General features: G+C 34.8%; 12 protein-coding genes. 7 read left to right on the top strand and 5 right to left on the bottom strand.

What is annotated here, in order from left to right; all coding sequences use genetic code 11:
* The first annotated feature begins 81 nt into the window (after positions 1–81).
* On the top strand, positions 82–1,008 hold the full coding sequence (locus tag HMPREF1052_RS01770; protein WP_005759214.1) for a gluconeogenesis factor YvcK family protein: 927 nt from the start codon (positions 82–84) through the stop codon (positions 1,006–1,008).
* Between the two features lie 16 nt (positions 1,009–1,024).
* Positions 1,025–1,681, top strand: coding sequence for an aspartate/glutamate racemase family protein (locus HMPREF1052_RS01765; protein ID WP_005758815.1), 657 nt, complete (start codon positions 1,025–1,027; stop codon positions 1,679–1,681).
* A 95-nt stretch (positions 1,682–1,776) separates the two neighbouring features.
* On the opposite strand, the gene nhaC is transcribed toward HMPREF1052_RS01765, so the two are convergent.
* Both nhaC and thiI read right to left on the bottom strand, forming a co-directional pair.
* Positions 1,777–3,159, bottom strand: a complete 1,383-nt coding sequence (gene nhaC, locus HMPREF1052_RS01760; protein ID WP_005758890.1) for a Na+/H+ antiporter NhaC — start codon at positions 3,157–3,159, stop codon at positions 1,777–1,779.
* A gap of 216 nt (positions 3,160–3,375) precedes the next feature.
* Entirely contained in the window at positions 3,376–4,830 is a 1,455-nt protein-coding gene (gene thiI / locus HMPREF1052_RS01755; RefSeq protein ID WP_005759061.1) for a tRNA uracil 4-sulfurtransferase ThiI, read from the bottom strand.
* 208 nt (positions 4,831–5,038) lie between these two features.
* Here thiI and HMPREF1052_RS01750 point away from each other — a divergent pair, with 208 nt between their 5' ends.
* From HMPREF1052_RS01750 to dxs, 4 genes are all read left to right on the top strand, one after another.
* Complete coding sequence (locus HMPREF1052_RS01750; RefSeq protein ID WP_005758990.1) at positions 5,039–5,845, top strand: hypothetical protein; 807 nt, start codon at positions 5,039–5,041, stop codon at positions 5,843–5,845.
* A gap of 118 nt (positions 5,846–5,963) precedes the next feature.
* Positions 5,964–6,212 carry an exodeoxyribonuclease VII small subunit gene (gene xseB / locus HMPREF1052_RS01745; protein WP_005759044.1) on the top strand — a complete coding sequence of 83 codons (249 nt, stop codon included), beginning with the start codon at positions 5,964–5,966 and terminating at the stop codon, positions 6,210–6,212.
* 11 nt (positions 6,213–6,223) lie between these two features.
* Positions 6,224–7,114, top strand: a complete 891-nt coding sequence (gene ispA / locus HMPREF1052_RS01740) for a (2E,6E)-farnesyl diphosphate synthase (RefSeq protein ID WP_005758786.1) — start codon at positions 6,224–6,226, stop codon at positions 7,112–7,114.
* 20 nt (positions 7,115–7,134) lie between these two features.
* Positions 7,135–8,988 (top strand): 1-deoxy-D-xylulose-5-phosphate synthase, encoded by a 1,854-nt coding sequence (gene dxs, locus HMPREF1052_RS01735; protein WP_005759027.1) that lies wholly within the window; start codon positions 7,135–7,137, stop codon positions 8,986–8,988.
* A gap of 213 nt (positions 8,989–9,201) precedes the next feature.
* Here the strand turns inward: dxs and rplT are convergent, their stop codons facing one another.
* From rplT to infC, 3 genes are all read right to left on the bottom strand, one after another.
* Positions 9,202–9,555 carry a 50S ribosomal protein L20 gene (gene rplT, locus HMPREF1052_RS01730; RefSeq protein ID WP_005596075.1) on the bottom strand — a complete coding sequence of 118 codons (354 nt, stop codon included), beginning with the start codon at positions 9,553–9,555 and terminating at the stop codon, positions 9,202–9,204.
* A gap of 53 nt (positions 9,556–9,608) precedes the next feature.
* Positions 9,609–9,806 (bottom strand): 50S ribosomal protein L35, encoded by a 198-nt coding sequence (rpmI, locus tag HMPREF1052_RS01725; RefSeq protein ID WP_005759171.1) that lies wholly within the window; start codon positions 9,804–9,806, stop codon positions 9,609–9,611.
* Between the two features lie 299 nt (positions 9,807–10,105).
* A complete protein-coding gene (gene infC, locus HMPREF1052_RS01720) occupies positions 10,106–10,603 on the bottom strand; it encodes a translation initiation factor IF-3 (protein ID WP_430020833.1) in 498 nt (165 codons plus the stop codon).
* A gap of 430 nt (positions 10,604–11,033) precedes the next feature.
* Here infC and HMPREF1052_RS01715 point away from each other — a divergent pair, with 430 nt between their 5' ends.
* The gene (locus HMPREF1052_RS01715; protein WP_005758877.1) at positions 11,034–12,020 is read left to right on the top strand and encodes a FecCD family ABC transporter permease; all 987 of its coding nucleotides are present in this window, start codon (positions 11,034–11,036) and stop codon (positions 12,018–12,020) included.
* Positions 12,021–12,025 lie beyond the last annotated feature (5 nt).

Genomic DNA, 12,025 nt, shown 5'->3' with positions numbered 1-12,025 from the left:
GTCACTTACAATCTTTTACGTTGCCAGAATCAAAAAAATGAATATTATTGTATAAATAAGGAATAATAAGGAATATTTACAATGATAGAGCCAACTTATACACATCAATATTTGAATGAATCAAAACATATTGTGGCAATTGGCGGTGGCCATGGACTTGGACGTGTCATGTCTTCTTTAAGTTTTATGAAAGAAAACTTATCTGGCATTGTGACTACAACTGATAATGGAGGATCAACTGGACGTATCCGCTTACAACAAGGAGGCATTGCTTGGGGAGATTTACGCAATTGTTTAAGCCAAATTATTGCCAAACCCACCACTGCATCTGCTGTATTTGAATATCGTTTCACAGGAACTGGAGATTTAGCTGGTCACAATTTAGGTAATTTGATTTTGACTGCTCTCGCCAATATGGAAATTCGACCAACGGAAGCGGTTAATCTAATTAAAAACTTCTTACGAGTTAAATCTTCAATTATTCCAATGTCTGATATTCCTGTAGATTTAGCCGCAGTGTTAAAAAATGGTGAGCGTATTATTGGTGAAGTGGAAATTGATAGATTACCTGAACCACCAGTATCACTTTATTTAGAACCTAATGTGATTGCTACACCTGAATCAGTATTGGCTCTAGAAAAAGCAGATATTATTTTATTAGGTCCAGGTAGCTTCTTAACAAGTATTATGCCAGCATTATTACTTGAGGAAATAAAGGCTACTCTTCGAACGACAAAAGCTAAAATTATTTTTATTGATAATCTTGGACATGAAAAAAGTGTAGCCGCAAATCTTAGTTTAGATCAACGAATTTGTTGGATAAATAAAACTGTTGGTAAAAAAATCATTCACGGTGTCATTACGGATCCTAAATTTTCTCACGATTGCGATAACTTAGGTATTACAATAATAGCAAGACGATTAAATGCAGATGATGTATCATATCGCCATGATCGAATTTTGCTATGCCAAGCAATTGATGAACTAATTGGGGAATTAACCTCATAAGAGCTAAGGAGGATTTATGACTAAAAAAGTATTTATTGTGCATACCAGTCTTGTAAGCCATAAAGATTTAAATGCACTTTTCCATGAGATTATGCCCGACGTTAAAGTGCATAATATTGTTGATGATAGTTTACTGGAAGAAGTAAAAACTGTTGGTCATATTACTCCTAATATTGTTAGCCGTATGGTTGAATATTTTAAAAATGCAGAAAAATGCGGTGCAAATTTAATTTTTAATCAATGTTCTTCTGTTGGAGAAGCCGCTGAAATTGCAGCAAAATCTGTTAATGTTCCAGTTCTGCGTATAGATCAAGCAATGGCAGAAAAAGCAATTAGCTTAGGTCAATGCATTGCCGTTGTTGGTACTGTTGCATCAACAATGGAGCCAAGTTGCCAACTTATTGAAAAAGAGGCACATAAACAACAAAAGCAAGTAGAAATTATTCCTTGTTTAATTGATGGTGTATTGGATATTTTGATGAAAAAAGGTCCTGAAGAACATAATCAATATATTTTAGAAAAACTGGAACAAATTCAAGAACAAGTCGATGTAATAGTGTTAGCTCAGGGGAGCATGGCTGTTTTAGAACCTCAATTAACGCTAATTAGAAAGCCTGTTTTAACTAGCCCGCGTTTAGGCGTTGAAAAGGCAAAAGTACTTCTTAATTTATAGTAATCTTTATAGTGCGGTAGTTTTCTGTAAAATTCTACTCTCACTATATTCAGTTTTAATAAAAAACCGCTTATTTAAAGCGGTTTTTTATTAGGTTATTTTTTAGCTTTACTGATCGTAACCCCTGTAAATCCAAACAGTAACGTAAGAATTAAGCAAAGATAACAGAAAAATGCATAAGGTACATAATCTAATACTGGAATACCCAATACACTGCTAACAAATACACCACAGACACTCCAAGGAACTAATGGATTAATCACAGTACCCGCATCTTCTAATGTACGAGATAGATTTTTAGGCGCTAAACCTAAACGATCATAAACAGGTTTAAATGCATTACCAGATAATAATAGACTGAGATATTGTTCCCCAACTAAAAAATTGACTCCAACCGCAGTACTTGCCACTACAAAAGTTACACGCCCAGTTGTAGTTAAGAAGCGATTAATTCCCGCAAGTAATGCGGGCAAAATCCCTAATACTTGTAACAATCCACCTAAACTTAAAGCTAATACTACAATACTAATAGTAAAGAACATACTATTAATGCCACCACGTGAAATAAGTGATGCTACTTCACCTAAATTCAGGCTTTCAGCAGGTTTATAACCTGAGAAGAAATATCCACCTAATTCTTCTAATGTTGGTGAGCTATGAATATAGGTCACAATGAGTGATAAAAGGATTGTAGTTACAATAATATAAATCGCATTAACACGTTTAATTGCCATTACAATAAGTGCCATAAAAGGCAATAATGCATACCAGTGTACTAAGCCTGTAGAAACTAATTTTGCTTTCAATTCTTCAATATTTGCAAAGTCATTTGCTGTTGCAGGTTCAGTAAAGAACCATAATAAGATTACAGTGAGAATCCAGGCTGGCACTGTGGTGTACATCATATTACGAATATGTGAAAACATATCAATTCCCACAATAGATGCTGCAATAGTGGTGGTATCTGAAAGCGGAGAAGTTTTATCCGCAAAGAATGCCCCTGAAACTACTGCCCCAGCCACAATCGCAGGATTAGCACCAAACGCAGAAGCCATGCCCATAAATGCAACTCCGACTGTCGCACTGGTCGTTAAGCTACTTCCTAATGACACACCAAAAATAGAAGACAATACAAAGGCTGAAATATAGAAAAGGTTAGGAGAAATACCGCTTAAACCATAATACATTAAAGTTGGGATAGCGCCTGACAACATTAAAGCTGAAACTAATAATCCAATAAAAAATAATAGATAAATCGCACCAATACCAGACATTAGCCCTTTCGCCATACCTTCTTGCATTTTGACAAAAGGAACTTTATTAACAAGTCCAAACATTAATAATGTAATAACGACTAGAAGAATAGAAATTTGTGGCACCCAGCCAAGAAAAATCATCGTAAAACCAAGAATAGCAACTGCAATAAGAGCCAAAAAAACAGCTGTAATAGGTTTAAGTTTTAATAAAACAGTATTCATTATTATTCCTTCTAAATTAAACCGAGATTAACAATAACAAAAAATTTCAGCAATTGCATTGATTAGATGCAATTTTTATTTGTCAGATCAAATATTTTTTATAGAAAAATTTAAATTGTACGAAGGTTCATCAAATTTGTTGATTGCACAAACAAAAAGTGCGGTTGGTTTGCATAAAATTATGACAAATAAACCGCACTTCTACTATGCTTTGGATTATTTTTTATGAGCAAACACTTTTACATTAGTAAAACCATTTTCTTTGAGATAAAGTGCTTGTAACTTGCTCATCACACCTCTTTCACAATACAACGCATAAGTTTTATCTTGTGGTAATGTACTAAATTGAGAAGACAATTTATAGAATGGTAAATGTTTAACCTCATACCCTTCTAAGCTAAATGGACGTTCATCATGTTCTTCAGGGCTACGAATATCAAGAATAATATCATTTAGCGTAAGTACGGAAACTGTATCTATTTCAACAATCTCTTTTTCTGTTTGTTCAGCAATCTGACGAATATCTAAATATTGCGCATTTTCTACCGCACTATCTAATACGTGAAAATTGAAGTTTATTTCTTCTTTTTCAATTTTTTCTTTAATCGCTTTCACAGTAGGATTTTTTGAAATGACACCGCAGAATTCAGGCATTGATTTAGCAATATCTTCTGTACCAATTTGTTTCGCCAAGGCGATAATTGTCTCTTTGTCATGAGTAATTAACGGACGTAACACCAATGCACTAGCGGCTTCATCAATTAAGCGTAAATTGGTCAATGTTTGGCTTGAAACTTGTCCTAAAGCCTCCCCTGTCACAATGGCTTGAATACCAAAACGTTCTGCTACACGGCTTGCTGCACGCACCATCATACGTTTTAGTACAACCCCCATTTGACCATTATCCACTTTCTCTAGAATTTCGCCTACGACGTCTTCAAAGTTAATTGCAATAAAACGAACTTTATGTGAGCCACTATAACGATTCCAAATATGATAAGCCATTTGCTTCACACCGATTTCGTGAGCTACACCACCAAGATTAAAAAAACAGTAATGTACTCGAGAACCACGGCGAATAAACATATAGCTTGAAACCCCCGAATCGAAACCACCTGAAATAAGTGATAAAACATCTTCTTGGGTACCAATCGGATAACCACCGATGCCATCATGACGTGCTTTAACAAGCATCATGTGATCGTTCTCAATATCAATACGCACGGTGACTTCAGGATGACTTAATTTAACTTTAGCTGATTCAATATGTTGATTTAAACCACCACCTACATAACGTTCCACATCCAATGAGCTAAATTCATGTTTACCCTTACGACGCACACGAACACAGAAAGTTTTATTTACTAAGGAAGATCCCACATCTGCTAAAGTTTTTTCAAAAATATCATGCATTGTAGTAAAAGGTTTCTCTTCTACTTCTAAAAAATGATGAATACCAGGAATACGACCTAGCAAGTCAATCAACATCTCACGATTTTCTTCATTTTTTGACCGCACTTCGATGTAATCCCAATGGCGAACCACCGCAACGCCATCATCATATTTATTTAATACATTACGAATATTACCCGTTAAAATTTTTACAAAGCGTTTACGTACACTTTCGCTTTTAATCATAATTTCAGGAAATAATTTAATTACAAATTTCATAGTTATCAGTTATATCAGTTATAGGAAACGTATTATTATAACAAATTTTTTAAGGATACCCAATCATCATCAGCTGTACTGCTCAGATCTGTATATTTCCTATTTTTCTAAGAAAAATAATATTTTGTACTAACACTGTGAATAAGGGTATTTAGACTTTATTCATCTGCTGAAGCAGAAATTTCTCATAAATTTGTAAGGAAACAAAATGAAAAAATATGTTATGACTCTCGCCATTTCATCCTTTTTATGTGCACAAAATGTTATAGCAATGCCTGTGGAATTTGCTATAGGAAGTGAGTTCTATAAAGAAACCTATCGTGAATATCAAGATGGTCAATGTTTTATGCAACAACGTGGAAATCTTTGGTCTCTCACTGGTTCAGCTGCCTATTTATTCAATGAACATCATGCAGTTAAAGTAGAAGGGCGTTTTTCTAAAGGGAAAATTACTTATACAGGTGCAGAACAAGAAGGAAATTATGGTTCTGTAGTTAATAAAAATCTTCCTCGTAAAGTATATGATATCAGAGCCTTATATCAATATCGTTGGAATCCATTTAATTCAGCTACAGAAATGTTCGTTGAGCCTGGTATTGGATATCGTGTATTACGTGATTTAAGTAGTAAAGTGGCTACTGACGATTACGATCGTAAAAATGAAATTGTATATGCTCATTTAGGCATAGGGTTAAATATTCCATTTGCGGAAAACTATATGTTCTCACCTAAAATCAGCTATCATCAATTATTACAAGGCAAACAATATTCCTACATTGATTCTACAATTCTTAATCATCAACATAATGGTAAAGGTATTGAAGTAGAATTATTACTTGCAAAAAAATTTGCTAATAATACTACGTTAGCTGTGGGTCCATTCTATCGTGGTTGGAAAGTTTTTAAATCTGATTCAGTCACCGAAATTGATGAAGATACAGGAGAACAATTCGCACTTTCTGAACCGAAAAACTATACACATGAGGTAGGATTTAAAATAGAATACCGTTTCTAATCAGATAGGCTCTTATTGAAATCCCTAAAGAATTGATTTTAGGGATTTTATTTTTTTAACATCTGATTAAAAATGCAGTACAATACAAAATCAAAATTATCACCCAAAGGATAATATTATGGCTCGTAAGCCCAAACAAGATTCAAGTTTAGACTTTGAAACAGTACTAACACAATTAGAAACCATTGTTACTCGTTTAGAAAGTGGCGATTTACCCCTTGAAGAAGCCTTACAGCAATTTGAAAGTGGCATCAAGCTCGCTAAATTAGGGCAACAACGTTTGCAGCAAGCCGAACAACGTATTCAAATTTTGCTAGAAAAAAACACCTCTGCTAAATTAGAGGAATATCAAGCTAGCGATGAATAAGTGAGTCTATAATGTATCAATTTGCTGATGATTTACAACAAACACAACATCGAATTAATCAATTTTTAACTAATCAATTTCAACATATTGATAGTCATTCATCTCCTCTCGCTGAAGCCATGAAATATGGATTATTGTTAGGAGGAAAACGTATTCGTCCTTTTTTAGTCTATGCAACAGGACGTATGCTTGGTGCGGATATGGCTCAACTTGATTATGCAGCGGCGGCTATTGAAGCTATTCATGCATATTCATTGATTCATGATGATTTACCTGCAATGGATAACGATACATTGCGTCGGGGCCAGCCAACTTGTCATATTGCTTTTGATCATGCGACGGCTATTTTAGCTGGCGATGCGTTACAAGCTCTTGCTTTTGAAATTATCACAAATGCTACCGCACTTTCCGCTGAACAACGATTACGTTTAGTACAAGTATTGAGCCATCATTCAGGCGTTTTTGGCATGTGTTTAGGTCAAAGCCTAGATCTAATCTCAGAACATAAACAAATTCAATTAGCTGAATTAGAATTGATTCATCAAAATAAAACAGGTGCTTTACTTTCTGCTGCATTAATTATGGGATTTATTTGTTCGCCACATTTTGAAAATAAAGCATTGGAACAACAGTTAATGCGTTATGCAGCCGCAATAGGTTTAGCTTTTCAAGTACAAGACGATATTTTAGATATTGAAGGCGATCAACTTACTATTGGTAAAAATGTAGGTTCCGATCTAGAATCAGATAAAAGTACTTATCCAAAATTATTAGGCTTAGCAGGAGCAAAACAAAAAGCTCAAGAGCTTTATCAAACAGCGGTAGCAACTTTAGAAAATTTACCTTTTGATACAACCGCACTTCGAGCACTAGCCGAATTTATTATTAATAGACAAAGTTAATTTGTGGGACTGACTAACAAATGCAAAATTATCCACTTTTATCCTTAATTAATTCTCCAGATGATTTGCGTCTTTTAAATAAAGAGCAACTGCCTCAAGTCTGTAATGAGTTACGTGAATATTTATTAGAAAGCGTTAGTCAAACAAGTGGTCATTTGGCCTCTGGTTTAGGAACAGTGGAACTTACTGTTGCCTTACATTACGTTTTTAAAACACCCTTTGATCAACTGATATGGGATGTTGGGCATCAAGCTTATCCACATAAAATCCTCACAGGTCGTCGAGATCGTATGTCAACAATTCGACAAAAAAATGGGATTCATCCCTTCCCATGGCGTGAAGAAAGTGAATTTGATGTATTAAGTGTAGGTCACTCTTCTACATCAATCAGTGCTGGATTAGGTATTGCAATTGCTGCAGAAAAAGAAAATGCAGGTCGAAAAACTGTGTGTGTGATTGGTGATGGTGCAATTACAGCAGGTATGGCCTTTGAGGCAATGAATCATGCTGGTGCATTGCATACCGATATGTTAGTTATCTTAAATGATAATGAAATGTCTATTTCTGAAAATGTGGGAGCCTTAAACAATCATCTTGCTCGTATTTTTTCTGGTACGCTTTATTCTAGCTTACGTGATGGAAGTAAAAAAATTCTTGATAATATTCCTCCAATTAAGAATTTCATGAAAAAAACTGAAGAACACGTAAAAGGAGTTATTTCACCTGTTAGTACATTATTTGAAGAATTAGGCTTTAATTATATTGGTCCAATTGATGGACATAATATTGAAGAACTTATTGCTACATTAGGCAATATGAGAACTTTAAAAGGCCCCCAATTCTTACATATTCGTACTAAAAAAGGTAAGGGATACCAACCCGCAGAACAGGATCCTATTGGTTTTCATGGCGTTCCTAAGTTTGACTATCATACAGGTGAACTACCAAAATCTAATGCAAAACCAACCTATTCACAAGTGTTTGGTCAATGGTTATGTGAAACCGCAGAACATAATCCTAAATTAATGGCAATCACCCCTGCGATGAGAGAAGGCTCTGGTATGGTAGAATTCTCAAATCGTTTTCCTGAACAATATTTTGATGTTGCTATTGCTGAACAGCATGCTGTGACATTAGCCGCAGGTTTAGCCATCGGCGGTTATAAACCTGTCGTTGCTATTTATTCTACATTCTTACAACGAGCCTACGATCAAGTCATTCATGATGTAGCTATTCAAAATCTACCAGTGTTGTTTGCTATTGATCGCGCTGGAATTGTTGGTGCTGATGGTCCGACTCACCAAGGTGCATTTGATATCAGTTTCATGCGTTGCATCCCTAATTTAGTTATTATGACGCCAAGTGATGAAAATGAATGTCGCTTAATGCTTCATACTGGTTATCATTGTGGTAAACCTGCTGCAGTGCGTTATCCACGAGGCAATGCTATTGGTGTTGAATTAGAATCATTACATGAATTAGAAATTGGTAAATCTAAGACTATTCGTGAAGGTAAAAAGATCGCTATTCTTAATTTTGGTACATTATTACCCGATGCTTTAGCTGTGGCAGAAAAATTGAACGCTACGGTTGTTGACATGCGCTTTGTAAAACCATTAGATACCACGAGAATTAACGAGCTTGCTCAGACCCATGATACATTAGTAACTTTAGAAGAAAATGCAATTCAAGGAGGGGCTGGTAGTGCGGTATCTGAAATTTTGAATATTCAGCAACATAAAGTCAATGTATTGCATTTAGGTTTGCCAGATCAATTTATTTCTCAAGGCACCCAACCAGAGGTTTTAGCAGAATTAGAATTAAATTCTGATGGTATAGAAAAACAAATTAAAAATTTCTTAAATTTTATTTAGTTTTTTAATATTTAATGAACTTTTTCAAATTCTTTAAGTCTTATTAAATGCTAGTGCACTGCAATGCAGTCGTCTTTTTTAAAATCTTTATAATTTTGAGATTCACCGCTATCAAATTGATAGCGGTTTTTTTATGCAAATTTAATTATTTTTTCTATTTTAATTAAACGAAAAAAGGACGCCATTTGGCGTCCTAATCTCTATTCTTTAAAATTAAAGAGCAGATTTTGCTTTTTCAACTAAAGCTGCAAAAGCAACTTTGTCGAATACAGCGATGTCAGCAAGAATCTTACGATCGATTTCAACTGAAGCTTTTTTCAAGCCGTTGATGAATTTACTGTAAGATAAACCGTTTTGACGAGCTGCCGCATTGATACGAGCAATCCATAATTGACGGAATTGACGTTTACGTTGACGACGGTCACGGTAAGCATATTGACCAGCTTTAATCACTGCTTGGAACGCAACGCGATAAACACGTGAACGCGCACCATAATAACCTTTAGCAGCCTTAAGAACTTTCTTATGGCGTGCTCTTGCAATAACACCACGTTTTACACGAGCCATTATTTAATCTCCTATGTATATAATTAACTAAAATTCACTAAAGTACGCTTTGCTTATACGTATGGTAAGCATGCTACTACTAAAACATTGTCTGCTTTCGCAACCATTGATTTATGACGTAGATGACGTTTACGTTTAGTGGTTTTCTTAGTCAAAATATGACGTAAGTGAGATTGTTTACGTTTGAAACCGCCAGAAGCTGTTTTTTTGAAACGCTTAGCAGCACCACGTACTGTTTTAATTTTAGGCATTGTTGAAATAACTCCGCATTGTTTTGTTAAACACTGATTGTCAGGCGAATTCATTACTGAATTACTTGAAAAAGCACCGACTCTCTACACTTAAGCGATGTATATCGCTATTTATAAACCATTCAGGCTGCGTAGTGTGCCTGAAATTGGTTTTTCTTTCTTATTTGAAGGATCGCATAAGAAAACTGGAGAATTTTACCCATGTTTTGATTGTTATGCAAGTAAAATACGCCTTTTAATAATATAAAAAGGGCGTATATAACACGCCCTAATAAATTAGATAAACTGATTAAATAAAATTATTTTTTCTTAGGTGCAATAACCATAACAGCTTGGCGCCCTTCAAGTTTACCTGGTGCTGATTCTACCATTGCTAACTCATCCGTGTCCTGTTTAACACGTTCTAATACGTCAAAGCCGATATCTTGATGAGCCATCTCACGACCACGGAAACGGACTGTAATTTTTACTTTATCGCCATCTTCCAAGAATCGAACAATACTACGAAGTTTAACTTGATAGTCTCCTTCATCAGTACCTGGACGGAATTTAATTTCCTTCACTTGTACTACTTTTTGCTTTTTCTTCTGCTCTTTTGCAGTTTTCGCTTTTTCATAAAGGAATTTACCATAGTTCATAATGCGACACACTGGCGGTTCTGCATTTGGGCTAATTTCAACTAAATCTAAATTAGCCTGTTCAGCTAATTCTAATGCTTGCTGAATTGATACGATACCTACTTGTTCGCCTTCTTGATCAGTTAAACGAACTTCTTTCACTTTAATCTCATCATTAATACGATGAGGACGAGCGATTGCTGGTGCTTTTTTTACGGTTTTAATAGCGATATTCCTCTATTGATTAAACTAACATTTGTCTTTACTTTATGAGTAAATTAAACATAAACGTCGAGATTCTACTCTATACCATAATGTTATGCAATAACCAAAAGTAATTCATATAGTTATTATTTATATATAATGATATTTTTCCCCAATATTCTGTATTCTTCCACTGTTGGAGAAAAATAGTGAATTTTATGATTACAAGTATAGCATTAAGCAAATCACAAACTCGTCAATAAAAATATATAGTAGTTATGCCTAAAAATGATAATTTAGAAAAAATCTTTTCGCATAACGCTATATAGTTATTTATATAAAATATCATTGAAAGGAGGATATTTCGTCATATAATAAAATATATTTTGATATATCCAACGAACTTATGAAAAATTATTCAATCACTGTTATCAGTTTTATAATTTTATTAATTTTTACCGCACTTTTGTCCCTTTCTCTTGGACGTTTTGCCATTCCAATCGAACAAGTTTGGAAAATTCTCATCTTACAAGGTGGCGATGAAATTCAACAAAACGTTATTTTTAACTTGCGTTTACCCCGTGTGATTGCAGCTATTTTGATTGGTGCCTCCATGGCAATTGCTGGTACAACATTTCAAGGTGTGTTTCGCAATCCTTTAGTTTCACCTGGAATGTTAGGTGTTTCCAGTGGTGCTTGTATTGGTGCAGCATTAGCAATAATTTGGAGTTGGAATATTTGGGGAATTCAGATCGCCGCCTTCATTGGTGGAATTTTTGCAGTCACTCTCACATTAGCGGTTCCACAAATTATGAAAAAAGATTCTGCCATTATTTTAGTCTTAGCTGGTGTCATCGTTTCAGGCTTTATGGGAGCTTGCATGGGCTTAATTACCTATATGGCGGATCCTGAAACTCAACTGGCTGATATTGTTTATTGGCAATTAGGAAGCTTAACAAAATCTAACTATACCAATCTTCTTTATCTTTCCCCTATCATTATTATTTCTGGTGTTGCACTTTTTGCGATGCGTTGGCATATCAATTTACTCTCCTTAGGAGAACAAGAAGCGAAACTGATTGGTGTCAATATTAAATTAGAACGTAATATAATGATTGCATGTTCCACATTATTAACGGCATCATCAGTTTGTTTAAGTGGAACAATTGGCTGGATTGGTTTGATTATCCCTCATTTAGCTCGAATGTTTATCGGTGACAATAATTTACAAACATTACCAATAGCTGCATTAATCGGTTCAATCTTCTTATTAGTTATTGATACCCTTGCTCGTAATCTCTATGTGCAAGAAATTCCCTTAGGCATTCTCACAGGTTTGATTGGTGCGCCTTTCTTTGCGTGGATACTGATTCGTCAAAAAGTGGTGGATTAAGAAAT

The organism is Pasteurella bettyae CCUG 2042, assembly GCF_000262245.1.
GTDB lineage: Bacteria > Pseudomonadota > Gammaproteobacteria > Enterobacterales > Pasteurellaceae > Basfia > Basfia bettyae.
The sequence above is the reverse complement of the archived record's forward strand: the minus strand, read 5'-3'. Positions and strand labels throughout refer to the sequence as shown.

Bases quoted from the DNA above. Each gene is read 5' to 3' on its own strand.
- HMPREF1052_RS01770 (WP_005759214.1), top strand. From the start codon at position 82: ATGATAGAGCCAACTTATACACATCAATATTTGAATGAATCAAAACAT.
- HMPREF1052_RS01765 (WP_005758815.1), top strand. From the start codon at position 1,025: ATGACTAAAAAAGTATTTATTGTGCATACCAGTCTTGTAAGCCATAAA.
- nhaC (WP_005758890.1), bottom strand. From the start codon at position 3,159: ATGAATACTGTTTTATTAAAACTTAAACCTATTACAGCTGTTTTTTTG.
- thiI (WP_005759061.1), bottom strand. From the start codon at position 4,830: ATGAAATTTGTAATTAAATTATTTCCTGAAATTATGATTAAAAGCGAA.
- HMPREF1052_RS01750 (WP_005758990.1), top strand. From the start codon at position 5,039: ATGAAAAAATATGTTATGACTCTCGCCATTTCATCCTTTTTATGTGCA.
- xseB (WP_005759044.1), top strand. From the start codon at position 5,964: ATGGCTCGTAAGCCCAAACAAGATTCAAGTTTAGACTTTGAAACAGTA.
- ispA (WP_005758786.1), top strand. From the start codon at position 6,224: ATGTATCAATTTGCTGATGATTTACAACAAACACAACATCGAATTAAT.
- dxs (WP_005759027.1), top strand. From the start codon at position 7,135: ATGCAAAATTATCCACTTTTATCCTTAATTAATTCTCCAGATGATTTG.
- rplT (WP_005596075.1), bottom strand. From the start codon at position 9,555: ATGGCTCGTGTAAAACGTGGTGTTATTGCAAGAGCACGCCATAAGAAA.
- rpmI (WP_005759171.1), bottom strand. From the start codon at position 9,806: ATGCCTAAAATTAAAACAGTACGTGGTGCTGCTAAGCGTTTCAAAAAA.
- HMPREF1052_RS01715 (WP_005758877.1), top strand. From the start codon at position 11,034: ATGAAAAATTATTCAATCACTGTTATCAGTTTTATAATTTTATTAATT.